The sequence below is a fragment of the Thalassolituus sp. UBA2009 genome, assembly GCF_002335285.1.
GTDB classification, from domain to species: Bacteria; Pseudomonadota; Gammaproteobacteria; order Pseudomonadales; family Oceanobacteraceae; genus Venatoribacter; species Venatoribacter alkanivorans.
This window is the reverse complement of record NZ_DDCJ01000039.1, coordinates 22,611-48,120: the sequence shown is the minus strand read 5'-3', so window position 1 is coordinate 48,120 and position 25,510 is coordinate 22,611. Positions and strand designations below refer to the sequence as shown.

At 51.5% G+C, this 25,510-nt stretch carries 18 protein-coding genes; 7 read left to right on the top strand and 11 right to left on the bottom strand.

The annotated features are described in order from the left end of the window. Positions 1 to 239 precede the first annotated feature (239 nt). From B3P58_RS04515 to B3P58_RS04495, 5 genes are all read left to right on the top strand, one after another. On the top strand, positions 240 to 1,583 hold the full coding sequence (locus B3P58_RS04515) for a diguanylate cyclase (protein WP_145468957.1): 1,344 nt from the start codon (positions 240 to 242) through the stop codon (positions 1,581 to 1,583). A 577-nt stretch (positions 1,584 to 2,160) separates the two neighbouring features. Beyond that, a complete protein-coding gene (gene nirB / locus B3P58_RS04510) occupies positions 2,161 to 4,725 on the top strand; it encodes a nitrite reductase large subunit NirB (protein ID WP_286716294.1) in 2,565 nt (854 codons plus the stop codon). Between the two features lie 10 nt (positions 4,726 to 4,735). Further along, positions 4,736 to 5,101 carry a nitrite reductase small subunit NirD gene (nirD, locus tag B3P58_RS04505; RefSeq protein WP_286716292.1) on the top strand — a complete coding sequence of 122 codons (366 nt, stop codon included), beginning with the start codon at positions 4,736 to 4,738 and terminating at the stop codon, positions 5,099 to 5,101. A gap of 74 nt (positions 5,102 to 5,175) precedes the next feature. Further along, entirely contained in the window at positions 5,176 to 6,660 is a 1,485-nt protein-coding gene (locus B3P58_RS04500) for a NarK family nitrate/nitrite MFS transporter (protein ID WP_230331972.1), read from the top strand. Positions 6,661 to 6,903: 243 nt separating this feature from the next. Further along, a complete protein-coding gene (locus B3P58_RS04495) occupies positions 6,904 to 8,733 on the top strand; it encodes a bifunctional protein-serine/threonine kinase/phosphatase (protein ID WP_286716289.1) in 1,830 nt (609 codons plus the stop codon). A gap of 36 nt (positions 8,734 to 8,769) precedes the next feature. On the opposite strand, the gene B3P58_RS04490 is transcribed toward B3P58_RS04495, so the two are convergent. Beyond that, the gene (locus B3P58_RS04490; RefSeq protein ID WP_286716288.1) at positions 8,770 to 9,738 is read right to left on the bottom strand and encodes a DMT family transporter; all 969 of its coding nucleotides are present in this window, start codon (positions 9,736 to 9,738) and stop codon (positions 8,770 to 8,772) included. 260 nt (positions 9,739 to 9,998) lie between these two features. Here B3P58_RS04490 and B3P58_RS04485 point away from each other — a divergent pair, with 260 nt between their 5' ends. Both B3P58_RS04485 and B3P58_RS04480 read left to right on the top strand, forming a co-directional pair. Further along, complete coding sequence (locus tag B3P58_RS04485; protein WP_286716287.1) at positions 9,999 to 11,477, top strand: PLP-dependent aminotransferase family protein; 1,479 nt, start codon at positions 9,999 to 10,001, stop codon at positions 11,475 to 11,477. Between the two features lies 1 nt (position 11,478). Next, positions 11,479 to 11,811: a DMT family transporter gene (locus B3P58_RS04480; protein WP_225691938.1), complete on the top strand. Its 333-nt coding sequence runs from the start codon at positions 11,479 to 11,481 to the stop codon at positions 11,809 to 11,811. An 18-nt stretch (positions 11,812 to 11,829) separates the two neighbouring features. Here B3P58_RS04480 and B3P58_RS04475 read toward each other — a convergent pair whose 3' ends face one another. The 10 genes from B3P58_RS04475 to B3P58_RS04430 form a co-directional block, all read right to left on the bottom strand. Next, positions 11,830 to 13,098 (bottom strand): NAD(P)/FAD-dependent oxidoreductase, encoded by a 1,269-nt coding sequence (locus tag B3P58_RS04475; protein ID WP_286716285.1) that lies wholly within the window; start codon positions 13,096 to 13,098, stop codon positions 11,830 to 11,832. Between the two features lie 69 nt (positions 13,099 to 13,167). Next, on the bottom strand, positions 13,168 to 14,343 hold the full coding sequence (locus tag B3P58_RS04470) for an alginate export family protein (protein WP_286716283.1): 1,176 nt from the start codon (positions 14,341 to 14,343) through the stop codon (positions 13,168 to 13,170). 24 nt (positions 14,344 to 14,367) lie between these two features. Further along, positions 14,368 to 15,306, bottom strand: coding sequence for an ABC transporter ATP-binding protein (locus tag B3P58_RS04465; protein ID WP_230331978.1), 939 nt, complete (start codon positions 15,304 to 15,306; stop codon positions 14,368 to 14,370). 15 nt (positions 15,307 to 15,321) lie between these two features. After that, on the bottom strand, positions 15,322 to 16,338 hold the full coding sequence (locus B3P58_RS04460; protein WP_286716281.1) for an ABC transporter permease: 1,017 nt from the start codon (positions 16,336 to 16,338) through the stop codon (positions 15,322 to 15,324). A gap of 91 nt (positions 16,339 to 16,429) precedes the next feature. Beyond that, positions 16,430 to 17,827, bottom strand: a complete 1,398-nt coding sequence (locus B3P58_RS04455) for a CmpA/NrtA family ABC transporter substrate-binding protein (protein ID WP_145468946.1) — start codon at positions 17,825 to 17,827, stop codon at positions 16,430 to 16,432. A 363-nt stretch (positions 17,828 to 18,190) separates the two neighbouring features. Further along, positions 18,191 to 19,477 carry a nitrate regulatory protein gene (locus tag B3P58_RS04450; RefSeq protein WP_286716280.1) on the bottom strand — a complete coding sequence of 429 codons (1,287 nt, stop codon included), beginning with the start codon at positions 19,475 to 19,477 and terminating at the stop codon, positions 18,191 to 18,193. 258 nt (positions 19,478 to 19,735) lie between these two features. Continuing rightward, positions 19,736 to 20,872: a hypothetical protein gene (locus B3P58_RS04445; protein ID WP_286716279.1), complete on the bottom strand. Its 1,137-nt coding sequence runs from the start codon at positions 20,870 to 20,872 to the stop codon at positions 19,736 to 19,738. Further along, positions 20,863 to 22,068: an SO2930 family diheme c-type cytochrome gene (locus B3P58_RS04440; RefSeq protein WP_286716278.1), complete on the bottom strand. Its 1,206-nt coding sequence runs from the start codon at positions 22,066 to 22,068 to the stop codon at positions 20,863 to 20,865. Before B3P58_RS04440 ends, B3P58_RS04445 begins: the two co-directional genes overlap by 10 nt. 57 nt (positions 22,069 to 22,125) lie before the next feature. Then, positions 22,126 to 23,862, bottom strand: coding sequence for a parallel beta-helix domain-containing protein (locus tag B3P58_RS04435; RefSeq protein ID WP_286716276.1), 1,737 nt, complete (start codon positions 23,860 to 23,862; stop codon positions 22,126 to 22,128). A gap of 461 nt (positions 23,863 to 24,323) precedes the next feature. After that, complete coding sequence (locus B3P58_RS04430) at positions 24,324 to 25,322, bottom strand: AraC family transcriptional regulator (RefSeq protein ID WP_286716275.1); 999 nt, start codon at positions 25,320 to 25,322, stop codon at positions 24,324 to 24,326. Between the last annotated feature and the right edge of the window lie 188 nt (positions 25,323 to 25,510).

Below are 25,510 nucleotides of genomic sequence, written 5' to 3'. Positions count from 1 at the left end.
AATGGATCATCCGTGCGGGGCGGCACAGTATTCCGTCGGCCGGTATTGATTCGGCAAAGAATAAAAATGCGTTTTAGCGGAGCGCGGATTGGTCTTTATGACTCAAATTGGTGCGAAGGTGCCTGTGATTTAGCAGGCACTGCCTGAGTTTGCGCTATAAGCAGGCAGAATCGTTGCTACACTCTGAAGATCGGCTCCAGGTGTGCCGGATCAATTTGTACAGAAAGGCCCGGTATGCGATGACTGACGAAATAAATAACCCCGGAATAAAGCGACTGCTCGCCGAAATCCCTTTGCTGAATCGCCGTATTCAGCACTATCAGCCGGGTATGCCGATCACCATTCTGGCGTTCGGTACTGGTACTGTACCGCCATCTCTGGCAGAAAAAATCCGTGCGGCGGGTTACCGGCTGAAAGAAGTGGAATCCATATCGCACCTGCTGCATCACGAAGGTAATAACACCTGCGCCCTGATTGTTAATCTTGATTCTCTTAACGATAAGCAGCAGCAGCGTGTACTGCAGCTGGCGCAGAAGAATCTGCATCTGCCGGTGCTGGCCATCAGCACCGCCAGCGGACTGGAAGAACGCATTATTGCCATCCGCATGGGGGCTCAGGCTTTTATTACCACGCCGGTTAATGATGATCAGGTTCTGGCGGAGATTAATGCCCTGACCGAACGTTATGAACGCGACCCTTATCAGGTTCTGATTGTTGATGATCAGCCTTCTGTCGCCGAGTTTCTTTCCTCCACTCTGCAGGATGCGGGCTTTCATACCTATGTGATTACCCAGCCAATGAGTGAGCTGATGCCGTATCTGCAGAATCATATTCCTGATCTGATTCTGCTCGATTTGTATATGCCCGGTATCAGTGGTCAGGAGCTGGCGGGGGTAATCCGCCAGCAGGATAATCTGATCAGCGTGCCTATTGTTTTCCTGTCCAACGAAATCAGCCCCAAAGTTCAGGTGCAGGCCATGTGTACCGGCGCCGATGTCTTTTTAAGCAAACCGGTGCAGCCGGTTGACCTGTTGTTTGCCGTAGAATCGCGAATCCGCCGCGGCCGTATGGTACGTAATCTGGTGACCCGTGATTCACTGACCGCGCTGCTGAACCGGCGTGAATCGATGCGCCGCCTGCAGGAAGAGGTGCTGCGCTGTCAGCGTTATGGCAATAAACTGTGCGTTGCGCTGCTCGACCTGGACCGTTTTAAGCGTATTAACGATACCTATGGCCATGCCGTCGGTGATCGTGTCATCAAACATTTTTCTTTGCAGTTAAAAAACAGCCTGCGTGACGGCGATATTATTGGCCGTATTGGTGGGGAAGAATTTATGGTGGTGCTGCCGGAAACGACGCTGGCGGTTGCCCGGCGGACTTTTGAACGCCTGGCCGAAGAACTGCGCGAGAACCCGTTCAGTGATTTTTCCTATACATTTTCCGGCGGGCTGGTACGTTGCTTACCCGGCGTTATGGAAGATGCCCTGCTGGAGCAGGCGGACGTGGCATTATATGAAGCCAAAGCCGCTGGTCGTGATCAGGTTGTGTGTGTTGAGCAGCCGGCGGCATCCGGACACGGATAAAAAAGCCACACGCGGAATGTCCAGGGTCTGTTTAATTAGTATTAACAGGCCCTGGCACCCGGTGTGGCGAGTGCGCGAATCCGCTTCACAGAGTGAGCGTTTAACGGCCTGAGCATCGCAGGAATCCAATCTCAGCGCAGCCCCTTCTGTTACTCTTGCCTGCCAATCATGTCATTGTTTCTATGCTTGTCTCATACCCAGCCTATGGCTTTACCTCTTTTGCACTTTTTTATTCCGGCTTGTCTTTCACTGGTGCCGTTGTCTGGCATCTGAACGGTGCGGCGGCGGATCTTTTTGTGCAACCCTTACCGTAAATCTTCGTCCGGGATCATTATTGCCCTTAATAAGGGCAGGTTACGGTTTATCCGATATTTTCTGGTGCACTTTCCCTGCATAAAACCCGATCCGGCGCCATAAACAGGCTGTTGATTGCTGAAAACAGGGCAAATTTATTCTTTGGCATTCATGTTGCTAAACCCCTTGTGATGTTTTTGCACTGCAACGGCGTGGTGTGAAAATAGAGCAACGATGCAAATACAGGAGAAATCAGATTATGACCCGATAGCGAGGCCATCCCATGAGCAAAAAGCGTATTATCGTCGTTGGCAACGGCATGGTTGGACACAACTTTATCAACACTCTTGCCACCTCCGAACATTCCTCCGAATTTGAACTCGTTACCTTCTCAGAAGAACCGCGTCTGGCTTATGACCGGGTACAGCTGAGCAAATACTTTTCCGGCTATACCGCCGCTGATCTGGCACTGACCACAGCAGATGATTATGAACGTCAGGGCGTGGTATTTACCCTGAACGATAAAGTCGTGGCCATTAACAGCCATGAAAAAACCATCACCACCGCCAGTGGCCGTAAAGAAGGTTACGACAAGCTGGTACTGGCAACCGGTTCTTACCCCTTTGTTCCGCCGATTCCGGGCAAAGACCAGGATCACTGTCTGGTTTACCGTACTATTGAAGATCTTGAAGCTATTTCTGCCTCGGCCGCCGTGAGTAAAACCGGTGTTGTTGTGGGGGGCGGACTGTTGGGGCTGGAAGCCGCAAACGCGTTAAAGCAGGCCGGGCTGGAAACCCATGTCGTGGAATTTGCGCCGCGTTTAATGGCCGTACAGCTGGATGAAGGCGGCGGTAAATTACTGCGCCGTAAAATCGAAGATCTGGGCGTTACTGTTCATACCGAAAAAAATACCAAAGAAATTGTTGCCGGGCAGGAATGCCGCTATCGCATGAATTTTGCCGATGGCAGTTTTCTGGAAACCGATATGATTCTGTTCTCTGCCGGTATCCGTCCGCAGGATGAACTGGCGCGTCAGTTCGGACTGGATCTGGGTGAACGTGGCGGTATTGTTATTAACGATTACTGTCAGACCTCAGACGAGGATATTTATGCCATTGGTGAATGCGCACTGTGGGATAACAAAATTTTCGGTCTGGTTGCTCCCGGCTATCAGATGGCCAAAGTCAGTGCCGCACATATTGTCAGTTCGTTAATTACCCACGAAGAACCGGCACTGGCCTTTAAAGGTGCCGATATGAGCACCAAACTTAAATTGCTGGGCGTTGACGTTGCCTCCATCGGTGATGCACACGGACATACTGCCGGCAGTCAGAGTTATGTATTTAATGACGATATTGCCGAAGTCTATAAACGCCTGATTGTTTCTGCCGATGGTAAAAAATTGTTGGGTGCGGTGCTGGTGGGTGAGGCTGAGGCTTACGGTACGCTGTTGCAGTTAATGCTGAACGATATGGATATTCCCGGTAACCCGGCGGCACTGATTCTGCCAGCGGTGGATGGTGAAGCCTCCGCCGGACTGGGCGTTGCTGCCTTACCGGAAACGGCTCAGATCTGTTCCTGTTTTGATGTTACCAAAGGTGATCTGGCGGCAGCGGTGCAGGGCGGTTGTTGCACCATGGGGGATATTAAAGACGCGACCAAAGCCTCGACCGGCTGTGGTGGTTGTTCTGCGCTGGTGAAGCAGGTGATGGATGCTGAGCTGGTGGCTCTTGGTGTTGAGGTTAATAACAATCTGTGCGAACACTTTGCTTATACCCGTGCTGAGCTGGCGGATATTATCCGTGTTAAAGGCTACACCACCTTTGCTCAGGTATTGCAGGGGCACGGTAAAGGCCATGGCTGTGAAATCTGTAAGCCAACGGTCGGTTCTGTACTGGCCTCCTTTCATAACGAATACATTCTGAAAGACGAGCATATCGGTCTGCAGGATACCAACGATATTTTCCTCGGTAATATGCAGAAAGACGGTACTTACTCCATTGTGCCACGTATTGCCGGTGGTGAAATTACCCCGGATAAACTGATCGTGCTGGGTGAAATTGCCAAAGAATACGACCTGTATACCAAAATTACCGGTGGTCAGCGTATCGATTTATTCGGCGCACAATTACATGAACTGCCGCAGATCTGGGAGCGTCTGGTTGCTGCCGGATTTGAAACCGGCCATGCCTACGGTAAATCGCTGCGCACGGTGAAATCCTGTGTTGGCAGTACCTGGTGTCGCTACGGTGTGCTCGACAGTGTGTCGATGGCGATTGCACTGGAGAACCGCTACAAAGGCCTGCGTGCACCACACAAAATTAAGTTTGCCGTATCCGGCTGTACCCGCGAATGTGCGGAGGCACAGAGCAAAGATATCGGTGTTATTGCCACCGAAAAAGGCTGGAACTTATATGTCTGTGGTAATGGCGGTATGCGTCCGCGTCATGCTGATTTATTTGCCACCGAACTGGACGATGAAACCCTGATTAAAACCATCGACCGCGTACTGATGTTTTATGTACGCACCGCCGACCGTCTGCAGCGCACGTCGGTATGGATGGAAAACCTTGAGGGCGGACTGGATTACCTGCGTGAGGTCGTGGTCGACGACAAACTGGGTATCTGCAGCGAACTGGAAGATGCCATGACCCGCGTTGTGAGTACTTACCAGTGTGAATGGAAAACAACACTGGAAAATCCGGAAAAACTCAAACGCTTCCAGCATTTTATTAATGCCGATGAAGATGACAGCAACCTGCTGTATGTGCGCGAGCGTGGTCAGCGCCGTCCGGCAACCGCAACCGAGCGGATTGAACTGGTTAATCTCAGTACAGTACAGGGCTAAGGAGCACATTATGACGTTATCTAATTCCGTAATGAATGAGCAGAATCAGGCTATGAATCAATGGACCACTATCTGTCCGTTAGAAGATATCGCGCCGGATACCGGTGTGTGCGCTCTGTATCAGGGCGAGCAGGTCGCACTTTTCCGGATCGGTGACAGCGATCAGGTGTTTGCCATCAGTAATTACGATCCGCTGGGTGAGGCCAATGTGTTGTCACGCGGTATTGTCGGTTCTGTTGGTGAGCGGCTGGTGGTGGCATCACCCTTATATAAACAGCATTACGATCTGGCGACCGGCGAGTGTCTGGAGGACAGAGATCTGTTGCTGAAAACCTACCGGGTAAGAGTGGAGCAGCAGCAGGTTCTGCTGGGCTGAGGCTGCATAGCTTCAATTATTGAAACGCTGCCCGGAAACCGGGCAGTGATATTAATTACCGGATGAATTATCTGATGACGGTCGAAAAATTTAATCTGTTTAATTTCAGCGGTAAGATGAAAGTACTTCATCTTAGCTGGATCGCATTTTTTATTACCTTTGTTGTGTGGTTTAACCATGCTCCCATGCTGCAGGCGATTGCCGCCAGTCTGGGGCTGAGCGCTGCGGAAGTTAAAACACTGCTGATTCTTAACGTCGCGCTGACCATTCCGGCACGGGTTATTATTGGCATGCTGACGGATCGTTTTGGTCCACGTATTGTTTACTCGCTATTACTGGCGCTATGTTCAATTCCTTGCTTTATGTTTGCCCTGGCCGATGATTTTACTCAGGCCGCGATTGCCCGCTTTCTGCTGGGCTTTATCGGTGCCGGTTTTGTGATTGGTATCCGTATGGTCAGTGAATGGTTTCCGGCTAACGAGCTGGGAACGGCCGAAGGGATTTACGGTGGTTGGGGTAACTTCGGCTCTGCGGCGGCGGCATTCACCTTGCCGGTTATTGCGCTGTTATTTGGCGGGGACGATGGCTGGCGTTATGCCATTGCTCTGACCGGGGTTCTTAGCCTGCTGTTCAGCGTTATTTATTATCGTAATGTTTCGGATACACCGAAAGGCTCTACCTACTTTAAGCCAAAGCATGTCGGTGCGCTGGAAGTCACCAGTAAAGGCGATTTTTTCTTTCTGCTGGTGATGAAGGTGCCTATGTATGCGGCGCTGGCATTATTGGCATGGAAGCTGTCTCCGGCTGGTGTCAGCATGCTGACCGATACCATGGCAGTGGGGATTTATATAGGCCTGGTGCTGTTGTATCTGTACGATGTCAGCCATGTCTGGAATGTTAATAAAACGGTTTTCAAAGAACCGGTTGCTGAAATTCATCGTTATAAATTCCGTCAGGTGGCGGTGCTGAATATTCTGTATTTTGCCACCTTCGGTTCTGAACTGGCGGTTATTTCCATGCTACCGCTGTTTTTTGCCGAAACCTTTGAACTGACACCGGTTATGGCCGGCATGGTGGCTTCGGCTTATGCTTTTATGAACCTGATGTCACGTCCGGGGGGCGGTTGGTTGTCGGATAAATTCGGCCGTAAGCCAACCCTGCTGATTCTGACCTTGGGTTTGGCCATTGGTTACTGTGCGATGGCAATGGTCGACAGCAGCTGGCCTTTGTGGCTTGCCGTTGTTGCGGCAATGGCCTGTTCGTTCTTTGTTCAGTCCGGAGAAGGTGCTGTATTTGCTGTCGTGCCATTAATCAAACGCCGTCTGACCGGGCAGATTGCTGGTATGACCGGAGCCTACGGCAATGTCGGTGCCGTGACCTATTTAACGGTGTTGTCATTCGTGGATTATTCAACTTTCTTTATGGTGATCGCGGCGACGGCTGTCGTGGGCTTTATTGCTCTGTTGGCCATGGAGGAACCAGCAGGCCATATTGCTGAGGTGCGTGATGATGGTACGGTTGAAATGATTGATGTGAACTCTGCTGCAACGGCGCGCTGAGTTATAAGTATAACGATCGGGCGAACCAGACATACGGTGACAGCAGGTGCTTACCTTCCTTCATCAGTTGTGCCGTGTTTGGATATTTCGCCTATTGCGCTGTTGCGCACTGTGTAAAACGGGACGGATATCAATGAATACCGGGCTACTCTCTCACGTCTTGGTATTCATCATCTGTGCATCGTTTTACACAGGTTTTTTATTGCAGACCGTTGGGTCCTGATGCCTGACTCAGAGACATTTATGCAGACTGACAGAGCATTAAATAAGGAATATGGTCTTGCCACTGAAGGTGACATTATCCGTCGGCCTTCTGCCAAACGCCTGATCGTCACGCTGGGCGGCTACTCTTCTGCAGGTCCGAAAGACGAAAATCAGGATGCTTTTGCCGCTTGTCTTACCACCCAGGAGCATTATAAAGGGGTGGCCCTGTGTGTCGCCGACGGTGTCAGCTGCAGCGAGCATGCGCAGCAGGCAAGCACCACCAGTGTGACGCATTTTCTGCAGGATTATTACAGCACGCCCGACAGCTGGGATGTAAAAACTGCAGCAGGAAGAGTTTTATCGTCACTTAATGCCTGGCTGTATCATCACGGTCAGCAGGCCAGTGCCCGCCATAACAGTCTGGTGACGACCTTCAGTGGGCTGATTTTAAAATCCAATACTGCGCATTTACTGCATGTAGGCGACAGCCGGATTTATCGTCTGCGGGCCGGTATTCTTGAGTTACTGACCCGCGATCATAATCATCAGCAGGGTGGGCGTCAGTACCTTAGCCGGGCGCTGGGAATGGATACCCATCTGGAAGTTGATTATCAGACTCAATCATTGCGGCAGGGCGATGTTTTTGTACTCACCAGCGATGGTGTGCATGGTTTTTTAACCGCCCAGCAATTACAGCAGACACTGAACGGTGCATTGCAGGCCGCGACTGCTAGTCACGGAATCAATCAGCATCAGCTGGAACAATGCAGCAAACAGCTGGTGCAACAGGCTTTGGCTCAGGGCGGTGATGACAATGCAACCTGCTGTCTGCTGGTGGTTGAACAATTACCGCAGACCAATCTTGAGGAAGCACACCGTACTTTGTGTGAGCGGGCTATTCCGCCGGTAATGAAAACAGGCGATAAAATCGACCACTTTCAGATACAGGAAATTCTGTATGCCGGTACGCGCAGCCATGTCTACAGAGTGCGTAATCTGCGCGACCAAAAAGACTATGTATTAAAAGCACCGTCGCTGAATTTTCAGGATGATCTGGTTTATCTAGAGGGCTTCGTGCGCGAGCAATGGGTTGGCAGCCGGGTCGATCACCCGAATATTATGAAGATTTACCCGCCACTGGATAGCAGTCGCTTTCTTTATCATATTTGTGAAAAACTGGATGGCGACAGCCTGCGCCAGTGGTTGCATGACCATCCGGCTCCGTCTGCTGCCGATGTCCGTAAACTGGTCGGGCAATTAATTCATGCACTGCGGGCATTTCAGCGATTGGGCATGGTGCACCGTGATTTAAAGCCTGAAAATGTGCTGGTTGACCGCGATGGCGGTATTAAATTGATTGATTTTGGCACCGTTCAGGTACGCGGCCTGGCAGAAATTAACAGCGCTGTTAAAGAAGAATGCCCGCAGGGATCGGTTAATTATATTGCACCTGAAACCGTTCTTGGCACTACAGGCCTGCACAATGCCAGCCATCAGAGTGACTTATTTTCGCTGGGTGTTATGGTCTATGAGCTGTTCAGCGGTGCGCAGCCTTTTTCTATGGATCAGGTACACCGGCGCGGAGCGAAATCGTTTTCGCAATGGCGTTACACGTCGCTGTTGCAGCATCGTCCGGACTTGCCGCTGTGGCTGGATCTCTGTATTCAGAAAGCCTGTGAACCCAATCCGGCGGAGCGTTATCAGGCTTATTCTGAATTCTGGACCGACCTGCATCAGCCGAATGCTTCGCTGCAGCGGCAATACCGGCAAAAGCCATTGCTGGAGCGTAACCCGTTGCGTTTCTGGCAAATACTCAGTGGGCTTTTACTGCTTGTGATTATTGTACAGGCGCTGATTTTTTCCGGCTGATTCAGGGCCTGTCAATAGGCCCTCCCTGATCGCAAATCAGCGCTTTGCACTTTTCATCGCACACATCACCATCAACACTATCAGCGCGCAAAAAAACAGTTGAGCGACAGTAATACTGTCACGCAGCATCAGGCTGATAAATGCCAGAGTAAAAAACGGCTGCAGCAATTGCAGCTGACTGATTTTGGCGACACCCGCCGTCGCCAGGCTGCGATACCAGAAACGGAAGCCCCATAGTTGGCTGATGAGACCCAGATAGAGCAGGGCGAACATGCTTTCCACAATATTCTGCTGGTTGCTGTGCGCAGCTTCCGTGGCCCACAAACTTCCCCATACCAGCGCAGACAATGGCAAATATAAAACCACCATCCAGCAGATGGTCTGCCAGCCACCGATCATTGCGGCGGCTTTGGCTCCGGCGCTGTAACCCAGACCGCCAAACAGCAGGGTGGCGATCAGAGTCAGCAGATGCTGAGGGGCGAACGCCGGCAATGCACCAATGGTGGTAATGACATAACCGGCGAGCAGGCTGCAGCCGACAACGGAAAAAAACCAGAAGCGTGGCGGATGACGTTCGCCCTGCAGCAGGGTGGCCAGTAACGACGTTACCAGCGGCAGGCCGGCCAGAACCACGCCCATATCAGCGGCAGGTATACGGGTAAGGCTGAGACTCAGTAAATAAGGAAAGCCCAGTACCACACCAACACCGGCCAGCAGCAACCAGGGCAACGCCTGCAGCGGCGGACGTTTCCAGCCATTAATAACGATTACCACCCAGGCTGTCAGGCCCGCGATGACGGCGCGGCTGGCGGCAATAAACTCGGCTGAAAAACTGCCCAGTGCGATCTGTGTCATCGGAATGGTGAGGGCAAACAGCATCACCGCAAACAAGGCCTGATGAACGGCACTGAATACGGGGACCGCGAATTTTCCGGGTTTGCTGTTAGCGGGTAAATTTGTCCTGCTGTCAGGAGGAGAAGGAATGGTCAGAGATGGATTTTGCATACATGGCCTTTGTGCTGAATCGATGGATAACTGATGAATCATCATGCCGTGCTGTGGGTTACGGCAGCAGACGCAGGGCGGGAGAGAAGCAGCAGTACAGTAGTGCTACGATCGGTAACTGTACTGGAATGAATTGGCCAAACTGTATCGGTTGGCGGTACAGTTGTTTCTTTAGAATGCGCTTTGTCAGTGAGTAATTGGCCATGGAGCCTATTCCACGCCGCCGATTCTATGCAGCCGTCAGTGCTCAGGAGTTCATCGTGTTACAACGCCAGACAGAACAACCCCTTTATCAGCAACTGGCTGGCCGGGTGGCGGATGATATCCGTGCCGGAGTGTTTGCGGCCGGCAGCAAAGTACCCAGTGTGCGTAAACTGGCGGGGCAGTACGGCGTGAGTATTTCAACCGTAACCCAGGCTTATGCCTGGCTTGAGGATCAGGGCTGGATTTCGGCCCGGCCACAGTCGGGTTACTTTGTCCGCAGCCATGTGTCGTCTGCTGAGCAGCAGATACCGCCGTTATCGGCCGGTGATAAACCCTGCGCTGTTACCAAGGCTGAATTTATTAATGGCATGCTGGCGAAAATCAATCGTCCGGCCATGATCAATCTTGGTGCTGCGATTCCGCGTCCGGACTGGTTACCGCAGCGGGTGCTGCAGACCCATATTCAGAAAGTCAGTCGTTTTCATTCTGCCGAAGTATTCGATTATTTATTTTCACCCGGTCTGGAAGAGCTGCGTAATCAGGTTGCGGTACGAATGCGCGATGTGAATGTGCGTTGTCAGGCGGATGATATCGTTATTACCCATGGCTGTGCCGAAGCGCTGGCCCTGTGTTTACGGGCAGTTACGAATCCCGGTGATCTGATCGCAGTTGAATCGCCCTGTTATTACGGTTTTTTACAGACCGCCGATATGCTGGGGCTGAAGATTATTGAAATACCCACTGATCCGCAGCAGGGCATGAGTGTCGATGCACTGCAGCTGGCATTACAGCAGTGGCCGGTAAAAGTCATTCAGGTCAGCAGCCGTTATTCCAATCCGACCGGTTGCAGTATGCCGGTAGAGCAACAGAAAAAACTGATGGCGCTGGCCAGTCAGTATCAGGTGCCGGTGATTGAGGATGATGTTTATGGCGAAACAGGGTATCCGGTCGCGCGTGGACAGGCTCAGTCACCGGCTTCGGTGCTGAAAACCTACGATCAGGATGGTCTGGTGCTGTACTGCTCGTCGTTTTCCAAAACGGTCTCGGCAGGCTTGCGTGTGGGCTGGTGCATTCCTGGTCGCTGGTACCGGCAGGTAACAGAACGGCAGACATTTACCACTTTTTCGGCAGCGAGCCTGTCACAATACGCGATGCTGTCGTATCTGCAGAACGGCCACTACGACCGGCATCTGCGTCAGTTCCGGGTGCGTGCCGCCAACAGCATGCAGCGTTTTATTCATGCCATCCGCCAGTATTTTCCACCGGGAACCCGGGTTAGTGAGCCTGCCGGAGGATTTATTCTCTGGGTCTGTTTGCCCGAGGGCGTCAGTGCTATGGATCTGCATTATGAGGCTGCGCAGCGTTCGGTAATTATTATTCCCGGTGATGTGTTTTCCAATACTGAGCATTTTTCCAATTATATCCGCATTAATACGGCTATTACCTGGAGTGAGGATGTGGAAGATGCGATTAAAATACTGGCGCAGCTGGTGAAAAGACAGCAGCAAAAATACAGTGGCAGTGTGGGAGCCTAGTATGAATACCTGGTGGATTCTGGCGATTGCGATTATTGCCGAAGTGATCGCAACCTCAGCGTTAAAAGTCAGCGAAGGTTTTACCCGTTTAATACCCTCGCTGGTGGTAGTGGTTGGCTATTCTATAGCGTTTTATGGTTTGGCCCTGACATTAAAAACCATTCCGGTCGGCGTTGCTTATGCCATCTGGTCGGGCATGGGCATTGTTCTGGTTACCCTGATTGGCTGGTTTTTATTCGATCAGAAACTCGATCCGGCGGCTATTATCGGTATGGTGCTGATTATTACCGGTGTCGTGGTGATGAATGTTTTTTCTGCCAGTAGCGGTCACTGATAATTTTTCAGCACAGTATCAGCAATACGCCTGGCCGAACAATAATGTTGGCCGCAGAGCGGTAACGCTGTCACCCTGTTGCATTAATTCATAATACCAGTGGCTGTCGGCGACATCACCGACACACAGGGCCCCGACGATACGCTCATCGCGCAACAGTATTTTTTTATAAATACCCGCGTGCTCATCCAGCAGTTGCAGAACTTCTGTACTGCTGTCTGCTTCAAACTGACCGATGCTGTGAATATCGACACCGGATACTTTTAATTTGGTTAAATACTCGCGCTCCTGATACGACAACAGAGGATCGGCAGTGCTTAATCTCTGCTGCTGATCGGTTTGATATTGCTGGTGCAGCTGGCGTGCAAGGATGCTGGCCTGTTCCCAGATGGGAGCGACCAGGCCATAGGTGTTGCCGTTAAATTCGCAGCATTCGCCTAGTGCATAAATATGCGGGTGACTGGTACGCATCAATGCATCTACCTGAATCCCCTGGCCACAGCGGATGCCCGCACTTTCTGCCAGTTCTTTATTGGCAATAATACCGGTAGCAAATACCACCAGATCGGTATCCAGCTGTTGCTGAATATGGCGCTCAGCCTGTTCAAACTGAATAGTATTGATGTGCAGCTTTGGCGTATTGCTGCTGCACAATTTAAGCGGGGTGCAGCCGGTGCGCACATCAATACCACGGTTAAGCAATTCTTTTTCCAGTAATGCCGACGCTGTGGCATCCATCTGGCGGTTCATTAACACAGGATTACGGTGCAGCAGGGTTACCTGGATGCCGTGGCTGCGAAGTCCCGTGGCGGCTTCTACACCCAACAATCCGGCACCAATCACGGTAGCGTGTTGTATATCCGGCAAGCGTTCAAACATAGTGTCAACATCGCGCAGACTGCGGAAACCAACAACATTGGTTGCATCTGCACCGGGAATATCAGGCACAAAAGAACGGGACCCGGTGGCTAGTATCAGTGCGTCATAAGCAAAATGGTCGCCACCGGAACAGATAACCTGCTGGGTTAGCGTATCAATGCGTTCAACATTCTGCTTCAGATAAACAGAAATACGCCGGCTCTGATACCACTCTTTATCATGTGGCGTAATGGCATTCAGCGTTGTTTCGCCGGCCAGCAGTGGTGAGAGCATAATGCGATTGTAATGAGCAACAGGCTCGTCGCTCAGTACGTGAATAGCGCTGAACGGATGGTTCTCGCCCAGTTGCTCCAGTACCCGGTTGGCTGCCAGACCATTGCCAATAATCACCAGAATGTTTGTCGCCATGTTCTATCTCCTTCGCTGACAGATGGCGGTACCCGCAGGGCACCGCCGTATCGCTTTTTTAAGGCTTAATCAGAATTTTGCTTCCAGCCACAGCCAGGCTTTGTCGCTGTCGCTACCATTATCTCCGGCGCTGTAGGCGGCGTATTTCAGACCGGCACTGTAATGCTCAGCAAAGCTTCTGGCGGCGAGGAAATTGACTTCGCTGCCTTTATCGTCATTGCCTTCATCGGCACTGTACTCATGGTACATGGCCAGCAATTTGACACCGGCGACGGCACCCGTGGCTTTAATATAGGTATCACTCAGGCCATCGGCGGGAGTTACCAGGAATTTGTCTGCCCAGCCATTAAACGCATGTTTGGTGGCTAACGGGGTCTGGAATCCATAGGCGCCGTCATCACTGCCGAGGGTTTCATTGCCCAGTGCGAGAGTAATGCCGGACAACACCACGCCGCCTTCCAGGGCATAATAACTGGCATCAAAATCATCGCTGGACTGGGTAGCAAATTCTGCGCTGTAGATCAGGCTCAGATCATTGACGGGTGTTTTTCCGGCAAAGCGCGCACCATAGGTATCCAGCTTGGCATCACTGTCGTCATCCTTTAATAAATAGGCGTAACCGGTCAGGTTTCCGGCTTTGAGTCCGGAGTAGGTGGCATTAAGTAAATGGCTGGTAACGTCGGCATCAAATTTACGCAAAATACCGTTAACCTGATCGATGTAAGCGTATTGAAGGTTAACATCGCCGGTTTTATAAGCCGCTTTTACCGCATCAAAAGTTTGTTCATTCTGACGCCAGCCGACATTACCGACGAAGCGGGCATTATCCAGAATAATACGCTGGCGACCGGCTACAAGGCTGAAGCCATCTTTGCTGTAGCTGATCTGAGCACGGTTGATCTCGGTGTTCTCCGGATCGGCAACGGTATCATAATCGGTATTTTCCGGAGCATAGTCGTCGATAGCGGCGCGTACATCTTCAATTTCGTACAGCACTTTAAAGCCGTTAAGATCGGCTGTTTCATAACCCAGGCGAGAGCGCAGAGTGAGTGCCGTGGCAGAGTCTTTATCGGCAGCATCGTCATCATCAACGCTTTCATAGCGCAGGCGAAGATCAATAATGGCGTCACCTTTTTTCAGCATATCAACAGCCGTATCTTCTGCCAGCACACTCTGACTGAAGACAATCTGGCTGATGGCTAAACTCAGGGCAGTAGCTGACAACGTTTTTTTTGTTTGCATCATTCTTTCTCCGGTATTTGATTAAAATCAGGCAGTTTTTAACTGGTTAGCTTTATCCTGATCCGGTGTATGAGCATGGGAATGCCCGGCCGGGGTGTTTATCGCGCGGGTTTCATGATTTTCTTTTATTATTTGGGAACCTGAGACCTGACCATGGGGTTGCGTGGCAGGCAGGCTGTCATCAGTCTTACGCTGTTTTTCATAAAGGAAACTCAGCACCTGATGACGGTAATGGTTGTAGCGTGGGTCATCGGCTAACTGCAGGCGGTTACGTGGCCGTTCCAGATCGATGTGCAGAATTTCGCCAATGGTGGCAGCGGGACCATTGGTCATCATTACAATCCGGTCAGACAATAAGACCGCTTCATCCACATCATGGGTAATCATAATGACGGTGTTATTCAGCTCCTTCTGAATGTCCATTAATGAATCCTGAAGGTGCGCACGCGTCAGGGCGTCGAGCGCGCCAAAAGGCTCATCCATTAATAACACCTGAGGCTCCATCGCCAATGCCCGGGCGATACCCACGCGTTGCTTCATGCCACCGGAAATTTCATCCGGGCGTTTATGCATGGCATGGGTCATATGCACCAGCTCCAGGTTGTGCTCAATCCAGGCTTTCATTTCGGCTTTGGATTTTTTGCCACGGAATACCTGTTTTACTGCCAGCTCGACATTTTCATAAGCACTGAGCCAGGGCAGCAGGGAGTGGTTCTGAAAAACCACCGCACGTTCAGGGCCTGGCTCGTTCACTTCTTTACCATTCAGAACTACGCCGCCTTCGGTTGCCTGCAGCAGACCGGCAACAATATTCAGCACGGTGGATTTGCCGCAGCCGGAGTGGCCGATCAGTGAAATATACTCACCTTTATTAATCTTAAGATCGACACTCTGCAACGCGCGGAAACTGCCTTTTGCGGTGCTGAATTCAATACCTACCTGAGTCAGTTCGAGTAGTGGGTTCATAATTTTCTCCGGTTCTCAGCGTAAGGTGGCGGACTTATCCCAGGAAACGCTCCGTTGCAGCAGCAACATAATGCGGTCAAGGGCAAAACCAATTAAGCCGATGGTAATAACCGCGACCATAATACGGCCGAGGGAATTTGAGCTGCCGTTCTGGAATTCGTCCCAGACGAATTTTCCGAGTCCGGGGTTTTGTGCCAGCATTTCCGCAGCAATCAGCACCATCCAGGCGATACTCAGCGACAGACGAAGGCCGGTAAACATCATCGGAATAGCGGCAGGTAACACAATTTTCCGTACATGAGTCAGCCAGCTTAAACGCAGCACCTGACTGACATTTTTTAAATCCTGAGAAATAGAGGCGACGCCCACGGCGGTATTAATAACGGTTGGCCACAGGCAGCAGAGCATGACGGTAATCATGGAAGTGACAAAAGACTTTGCTACAACCGGGTCATCGCTGACATAGACAGCACTGACCACCATAGTGACCAGTGGCAGCCAGGCCAGAGGTGATACCGGTTTGAAAATCTGAATCACCGGGTTAAACGCCGAGTACAGGTTGGCATTTAAACCAATAACAATACCCAGCGGAATGGCGATCAGTGAGGCAATCAGAAAACCGCTCAGAACTGTAATCAGGCTGGTACCAATCTGATCGACGTAGGTTGGCTTACCGGTGTAGTCGCGGATTTTGACGATATAGTCCGGGTCTTGTGCCAGACGCCGGGCATTACGTTCATCCTGGCGCTGGTAAAAAGCGGCTGCTTTTTCACGCTCTGTAATATGTTCGCTGATCAGGGTTTTACTCTGGATCAGGACATCGGCAGGTCCGGGGAATTTTCCCAGAGAGGTGTTAATGCTTGATGCGGCCGCATGCCAGATCATTAAAAACACCAGAATCCCTGCCAGAGGAATGCCGATGGCTTTGGCAATAATGCTCAGGTTCTGGCTGCGGTTTTCTCCCTGAGCGGCTTTAATCATCGGTTCCAGCCAGCTTATTTTGCTTAATGTTTGGGTCAGGGCAATGCTCATAGGATCTCCTTGACGGATTCAGTTGACTGCACAATTTCGATGAATGTGTGATGGTTGGCCGGCTGTTAAAACAGCCGGCTTATTCCCTGTGTTACAGCTTTTGCTCGCCTTTCAGGCCGATAGCAAACTTCTGCAGGTAAGCATTCGGTTGCTGACCGTCATAGGTGATGTTGTCGATAAATTCCGTTTGTGGGGCACGGAATCCGCTTTCATTGCTGAAGTCAGGGAAGTCTTTGGCATCGGCTTTACCTTCAGCAATAAGTGCCTTGGCTGCTTCTGCGTAGATATCCGGGCGATACACTTTTTTCGCGATGTCTTTGTACCAGTCATCCGATTTAGCTTCGGCAATCTGGCCCCAGCGGCGCATCTGTGTCAGATACCAGATGGCATCGGAGTAATAAGGGTAGGTGGCGTTGTAGCGGAAAAAGACATTGAAATCCGGTACAGAGCGCTTATCGCCTTTTTCATACTCGAAAGTACCGGTCATGGAGTTAGCAATCACTTTGTAATCGGCGCCTACATACTGTGGCTTGGCCAGAATTTTTACCGCCTCCTCGCGGTTGGCATTATTGTTTTCATCAAGCCAGGCGGCAGCACGGATCAGTGCTTTGACCACACGCTTGTGAGTGTTCGGATATTTTTCTGCCCAGGTTTTGCTGACGCCAAATACTTTTTCCGGATTGTTTTTCCAGATTTCGTAGTCGGTAATCACCGGAACACCGATGCCTTTAAAGACGGCCTGCTGGTTCCAGGGTTCGCCTACGCAATAACCATAAATCGTACCGGCTTCCATCGTTGCCGGCATTTGTGGTGGCGGTGTAACCGAAAGCAGGGCATCAGCATTCAGCTGGCCGGAGGTATCGCCTTTCGACGGTGCGTAATAACCCGGGTTGATACCGCCAGCTGCCAGCCAGTAGCGTAATTCGTAGTTGTGGGTGGATACCGGAAAAACCATGCCCATATTAAATGGCTTACCCTGGGCTTTGTATTTTTCTATGACTGGTTTCAGGTAATCGGCTTTAATCGGGTGTACGGGTTTCCCTTCAGCATCTTTGGGGATAAAGGGTTTCATTTGCTGCCAGACATCATTGGAAACGGTAATAGCATTGCCGTTTAAATCCATACTGAAGGCGGTAATGATATCGGCTTTGGTGCCAAACCCAATGGTTGCGCCCAATGGCTGGCCCGCCAGCATATGGGCGCCATCCAGCTGGCCATCAATCACGCGGTCGAGTAGTACTTTCCAGTTTGCCTGTGCTTCGAGGGTGACATACAAGCCTTCGTCCTCAAAGAAACCCTTTTCATAGGCAATAGCCAGCGGTGCCATATCGGTTAATTTAATAAAACCGAATTTAAGCTCTTCTTTTTCCGGATAATCATCAGCATGACTGAGTGGTATCGATAATGCCGATAAACCACTGGCCAGACCTGTGGTCAGAATCAATGCACTTTTTATCAGTGTGCGGCGCAGAGTGTTCAGTCCTTGCATGGTCTTCCCCTTTCTTGGCAACAAAAAAAAGGCGCCACAACGGTTGCCCGTTGTAAGCGCCTTTGCTGTTAAAATGTGTCAGTACGGTTACCCGCCATTGGGTATGCACTGAATAAGAAATTCAGAATAAGTATTGCCAGAAGCGTGCCAGAGTTTTCAGACAATGTCCGTCTATGGCGTTTTTAACGCATTTTAATCCGCTAACTTCCTGTTTTTATTTGGGTTGCAATCAACCGTAAGGTTTTTAAAAGCGGTTGTCAGGAATAAAAAAATCCCTGCGTTTTTACGGCAAGGATTTTTTTTGCTCTGCTGAAGAGCAGGTTATGCGTTGGTGCTGCGACTTGGTGCAGTGCACAACCTGATTTAAAGAAGCTCGGTCATGCTTAATAAACCGGCAGCAACATCCACCAGACGGCGGTTCTGATTCATCGCCATACTGCGTAATAACGCATAGGCTTCCTGTTCGCTCATCTGGCGGCGCTGAATCAGTTCACGTTTGGCGCGGTCAATCAGTTTGCGCTCATGCAGTTCTGTACGGGCGGCATCCAGTTCATCATTCAGGCTTTTTAAGCGTTGGCCCTGAGCTTCGATTAATTCGACCACCGGCTTACTGACGTTATGTACCATATCGTCATCGGGACCGCTGAGAGCATGGTCTGACTCATGCCCGGCGGACTGTGAATGGCTGACGTACAGAGCAAACGAAGGAACATCGTCGAACGCTCCGCGTTGCAAGTCGTTGCCTTGTTGGTCGGGACTCAATGCTGCTTCGCGTACCGCAAGAATACGTTGCTGGCTGTGGGAGAGGAGTTGGGTTTCCAACACTTCTTCGACATATTTGATGGCATCCAGCCGTTCAGAACAGCAGATAAACCAGCGCACATCATAATCCGCTGCCGCCAGTGACTGGGGGCCGGCGGTCAGGGCCAGACGCCGCAGGCGTTCAAATTCGAGCTGGAATTCACCGCGCTGAACCTGTTCCCAGGCGCTCAGAGCTTCGTCACTGGCATAATCGCTGAAAATATGGAAACAGCGATCCTGGCGGTCGATTAATTGTGTCAGGCGCTGACGCAGGCCGGGGTCAAATTCGTGAGCGGAAAATCCGGCAGCCCCACAGGCGCGTTCCTGTCCGGCCAGCTCTTTGCCCTGCATTAAATTAAACATGGCGACGAGAATACGTGCGGTTATTTCATCGGCCGCGTTGCCTGCGGCCTCGAACACCACGGCCAGTAAGCTCTGAATCATTTCGGAATAGGCTTTGATGGCAACGGTGGTATTGAATTTCAGCTGTTCTACATCCTGCCGCAGTTGTGACAGTCGTTCGAGACTGTGCAGGGCATAACCCAGACGGCGGAACCAGCGTGCGGGAAAGGCATGCTGCCCGTGCTCTGGCAGTAAGTTGGCCAGGGCTTTATGAAACAGCGCCAGTTGCTCATTGCTGCTGTGCCACTGTTGTTGCAGTTCTTGCTGGCAGCGCAGGCCAGCACTGCCAAGAAAGCGGTTGGATAATCCGCGTTCGTACTGCAGCTGATGCAACAGATTGCTGATGGCAATCACCAGTTGGCCGGTACGGGCAAACTGTTCAAGTTCCTGTATTTCCTGTTGCTGACCGAGGTTCAGAAAATAGGCAACGCTGTGAAGATCCTGCACGGAAATGAATCCTTCTTTGCAAATAAATAAAGGCTTTGCTCAGTGCTGGTGCAAGATGAATACCAGATGTGAAATATCGGTTAATAAACGGAAGTGCAGCTGACGGTTGTGCAGCCGCTGATCAGATTAACGGGCCTGGGGACAGGGAAAAGCCTCTGAGCCGGTCAGGGAGCAGGGTTGAGGCAGACTGCTTGCGCTGTAAAGCGGCAGAGCGATAGGACATCGCTCTGTTCTGGTGCAAAGCTGCTGGTGGCTGTTTCAGCCGCTGGCACAGTCCTGAGCGGGCAGGGTGTCGATCCAGGCCCGTATTAAGGCGATGGCGTCTTTGTCGGGCACGCTGCGTCCTATCGGCGGCATCCGGTCGGCTGCACCGTTTAATTCCATGCGTAACGGCAGGCTGGAGTCATTACCGCGCCCGGGCCAGATATCAAAGCCTCCGCCACGCCAGCCATGGGCCGAGTTGCAGACACCATGGGTATAGTCAATGGCGGTACGCCAGTATTCCAGCCGCAGGCCGGACAGGGCGGCGGCGCCGTTGTCGTTGTGGCAGTGAGCGCAGTTAATATCCAGATAGGCTTTGGCACGTTGTTGCAGCGGTGCTGATGCATCGCGCCAGTCCGGTGCATAAGGATGCTCACCGGCAGGCAAGGTAATAAGCCCCAGAGACTGCCAGTGCTCAAGCTGGTTTACCGGCTGGCCATTCACTTCAATAGTCTGATTCAGATGGCGGATCTTCGGACCAATGGGCACAAAACTGAGCTGGTCATTGATTTTAACCTGATGGCAGTTCTGGCAGCGCAACAGAGAGGGCGATTCATAGGTCAGATTCAGCATTTCGCCTTTATGGCTGAAACTGACAGGTGTCTGGCTGCCGGCTATCGCCAGGCGGGCATCATTAATGTTGTTATCCCAGACATAAGGAATAAATATCCAGCCACTGCTGCGTTTGACCAGCAGGCGGACTTCCATAATATCTTCTGCACTGTCTGTGGTACTTTGTGTGGGCATAGCAAAGACTTTAACGATGACACTGCCGGTTGGAAAATCGAGCACATCCTGTTGCTGGTAACCGAGCTGAGTACTTTCCGGCAGAAAGATATAGCGGTATTTGCGCGCATGATCGGTAAATAATTCACTGCCCAATTTATAATAAATACCGCCATTGCTGTTTTTAATATCGGAGGGTAATCCTTTAAACAGACCATATTGCGATAATAACGGACAGCGCGTTTGTTGCAGGGCCTGCCAGTTAATTTCGCTGCCGGATTGGTCGCAGAGTGGGTCCGCGGAAAGGGCTGGGGTATTGTTTTCGTCCGCGCTGCCGGCTCCGCAGCCGATCAGCAATAGCATTAAAAAAAGGGCGCAGAAGCGCCCGGTGACATTAATTAATTGCACAATGCCGGGTCCAGACTGTCAATCCAGGCTTTGATCAGTGCAGTACCTTCGGTATGAATAACCGCACGTCCCAGCGGTGGCATGATCAGTCCGGCCTTGGTGGTATTCATACGGTTATACATCAGCGACTGGGAAGAATCGCCCGGTACAATAATCCAGGTTGAGCCTGCGCTGGCTCCGGAAACCGGTACGGCACAGGCACCGTGATGGCCTTCGTTGCCGTCCCAAGGGGTGTTGTAGTCAGCGCGGAAAGCCGTATTGCTGGCCTGACCTTCGGTGCGGTGGCAGTGGCCGCAGTTGATATCCATCCAGGATTTAGCGGTTGCTGTCAGTTGTTCCGGCGTACCGCTGTATTCACTGAGGGATTTATAGTCACTGAAATCTGCCGCTTTCTGGATGCTGCTGTTTTCGGCTGGCAATCCGGACAGCATATTGTCGGCGACCCATTTGTTTAACTGGTTTTCCGGGCCCTGACCAAAATCATAATCGGAATTCAGATAGCGGGCTTTGGGGCCGATCGGGGCGAAATAAGCCGGTGTCGGATCAATACCGTTAACGGCATCGTGGTCGCCATTAGGATTAAACTGATGGCAGTTGGTACAGGAATTCTGATTTGGTACGCCATAATTAAACGACAGGGTATCTTCACCGTGTTTCAGATTATTAATGGCTACCACCTCACCGGTCTTATCCCAGACGGCTTCGGTTTCTGCTGCGTTCCATACATATGGGCGGGCTACCCAGCCACCTGCTTTTTTGATCAGCAAGCGGGTTTCAATAATTCTTTCCTTTTCTACACCACGATCAGAGGTGTCGGCGGGCATGGTAAAGGTTTTGGTAATGACGGTGCCGACCGGGAATTCAAAAACTTCTTTTTCTGAATAGGTGGCTGTTTGTCCTTCGGGGATAAATACAAAACGATACTTGGATGCGTAGTCGGTAAACAGTGGTGCAGAGAGGCTGTAGGGCAGTCCGCGCGTACTGGCATTCTGTGTCGGGTCGCAAGGGTTATCAAATAACTGATATTCAGCCAGTGTTGCAGCATCGGCCTGCAGTACTTTTTCCCAGTTAACGTTTTTTTCCGATGAAATGCAGGCAGACGATGAACCGGTATTGTCGCTATTGCTGCTTTCGCCGCCACAGGCAGTCAGTAATACAGCGGCTGAAATTACTGCCAGAGAATTGATATATTTCATAAATTTAATCCGCAATACAGACTTGGATAAGCCGGGGGCCTATGGCCCCCGTGGAGATTACAGAGCGCAGGACGGTTTGGTGGAATCGTCAGCGGTGCAACCAAAGGTTTGAGCATTAAAGGTAACGGTAGCGGCCGTTCCTTCGAAGCCTGAAGCACAGCTCATGGTGCCATTCGGGTCTGCCATAATGGCTCCCGCAAGGCTGAGATTACCGCTGAGCTGTTCCAGTTTGGTAAGCGGTGAGCCGTCGACAAAGGTGCCGGCGGTTGCGCTGGTCTCATAGACAGAAGCCGCAAACAGATCCACACCATCAATACCATTGTCAGACTGACACAGGCCACCATCGGTCGCGTAAGGGGCAAATTTGCTCAGGTCGATTGCCGTGTAATCAGGAGCACCAGGAATATTGGCTTTTACTGCAGCCGCTACCTGATTAATGCCGCCGGCAATGGCCTGCATAATGCTTTCACCTTCACCGCCCGGATTTGGTGTATTGGCCAGCAGCTCACCAACACCATCATAAAGAATATGAGGCACAGTGGTTTTACCGCCTGCGACATCCGGTAACTGGTTGTGGAAGGCCGTATAGCCGTCGATCAGATCCTGAATCAGCGCACCCTGTGGGTTATTCAGCGCGGCAGCGAGGCTGATGGTGTTGTTGTGAATATTGATGTTGCGTACGAACGGTGACCAGCCATCCATAAAGACTTCAGCATATGGGTGAATATCACCGTAGCTCATGACTTCACCGCCAACGTCCTGATCCGGAACGGCAGCGACTTTGTCATCTGGCAGCATGTAGGAAGTAATAGCGATAGAGGTTGTCTGGTGGTCTTTGATGGTGTTGTTGTAAATCTCAACGTCGGATGTTGAGAGTACGATCACACCGGTACCTGGTGGCACGATATGAACACCACCGGCAAAGGTGCCGACTTTGGCGAAGTTAGGTGCGTTGTTGGCTTCAACATTGTTGTCGAATACGCGCACGCCGGAACCGTATTTACCGTTGCCGATTGGCAGATCAAAAATCAGGATACCGCCGGTGTTGCCGGTAGCGGTGTTGCCATATACGTCCGCCTCGGTGCTGTTTTCGATTTCGATACCAGCGACGTTTTTCTCGGCAATGTTGTTACGTACAACGATCTTGTCAGACTGACCCACATAAATACCGGCATCGGCAGAGCCTTTTACGTAACAGTCTTCAATCAGCACGTTGCTGGTCTGTACCGGATACAGACCATAGGCACCGTTGGTTGACTGGTAATCGGTCTCCCATACAGTCGCCATACGACGCATGATCACGCCATCGGATTTGGTCACTTTAAGAGCGTTGTTATTCGACTCGTAAATGGCGAAATCTTCAAAAATAAGATTGTTGGTATTGTTGATCAGGAAACCATCGGAAGCCGCGCCGCTGGCGTCGATAATGGTTTTCTCCATGCCAGCGCCACGGAAGGTGAGGTTGGATACCGGAATGTTATCGACCAGACCGTTAAAATCGATGGTGCTTGTGAAGGCATAACGCCCCTGAGGTAATACAAAGGTGTCGCCGGTTTCTGCCCCGGCCAGTGCTTCAATCAGCTCATCCTGAACGGCTTTGTCGCTCAGATCGCTGGCCGAACCGATACAGATAACCCGTGCCCCGGAGGTGCTGCTGTCGGTACAGTTAAATACTTTCTTCAGGCCGCTGCTGCTTTTGTTATCGCTGCCGCCGCAGGCTGTCAGGCCGATGGCGGCAATGGCCATCGCCAGAACCAGCGGCTTATGACCGCGGGAGGTGTGTGCTTTCTGCATGATGAATACCTTTCTCATTGTTTTTATGCGCCCGGATTCCATCCCTGAGCGTTATGTCGGTAGCTTCCCAGCCGTGGCTCATCAAAACGAAAGGCGGCGAAAGGGTAAAAGCAAATCGTGCTGCAAACTCTGGAAGTGGCTGTGCATTTTGTGAAAAGCCAGTGTTTATGCAGGCTGCAGGGATGTAACAGACAGCTGAAAACTGACTGTGCAAAAGTTAAAACGCAGGATGTGCACAGTTATTTATGGGGTGTTTGAGTGCATTTTCAGGGCGTCTTGCGGGCGTTTTTTTGGGTTAGGCTGAGCCTCCTCTTATGCCCTCAATAGGGCTGCACAGAAAGCGTGCAGAAAGGGGCTGTTACGCCCCTTGATGGGTAGATGAGACTGTTCTGAATGGTGGTAAAGAGAGCGGCAGAGCGAGGAGGGTAACGAAGTACGCTGACTGAATAGCCGCCGCGGTGTCATCCGTTGTGCGGTGGCTGGCCGCGATGCTCACGGTAATCAGACGGTGTGCTGTGATGGATTTTACGGAAGGCACGGTTAAATGAACTCATCGTACGGTAGCCGACGTCGAGCGCAATATTGGTAATCGGAGTTTCGGCTTCGTTCAGTAAGCGGTCGGCGGCTTCGCCAATACGCAGCTCGTTAATGTACTCGTTAAAGTTGTTGTAATTCAGCGCCTTGTTGATGGTGGCCCGCAAACGGTATTCCGGAATGCCAAGTTCCTGAGCAAGAATCGCCAGGGTCAGATTCTCGCGCCGGTAAAAACCCTGATTCATCAGTTCCTGCAGCATCTGCAGTTCTTCGCAACTTTGCTGGCTGAGGGCCAGGGTGGTGACTGCCGGTTCATGATCCGCGTTGCTGTCCGCCGCCGGCGCAGGCTGTGGCAGCAAACGCCACAACTCAGAACGCCCCTGCATCAACAGCCAGGCCAGAATCAGCATGGAAACATCCAGGGCCAGATAGCGTGAGGTGCTGTCGCCGATGCGCATATTGAACGAAAAAATACCCCAGCCAACAGCCAGCCCCATGGCCAGCATCACACCGCCACGCAGGCGCCGGCGGGCTTCCACCAGGTCGTTATTCCAGTTACTGATCACTTCCCACAATCCAGCCAGAATCAGCAGATACTCCAGCCACTGCGGAATGCCTTTCAGCAGCAGGTGCAGGCCATCCGGGGTTCCGGTCAGCAAATACAGCAACGGACCTAAGAAACTGTAAAAGGCCAGTCCCCAGAGAAGACGGCGCGGTTCATCGGGGGCGACAAAGGTCAGGCGGCAGCACATCCAGAACAGGGCGGGTGAGGCACTCTGAACAACAAAGGAATAGCCGTGCCAGGCCTGAGGCAACCAGGGGTGAAACAGATGCACATTGGCGGCAACCAGCAGCAGGATAAACAGCCGGGCGGTCAGGGTGTGAAAAAAATCCCGGGCAATAATCGCCGCCAGTATCAGACTCAATCCGGCTCCGAAAGCCGCAAAAAACAACAGAGGATCAAAGGGTGGCATAGGCTGGCTCGTACGTTCTTCTTATTTTGAGCGCTATTTGCGCAGCTCCCGATACTCGGCCAGTGCGCGCGAAAAGACAAGGTGATGGTGCGGATAAAATGCCGGGAAGGTAAAAAATGGCCTGTAAATCACAGATTAAT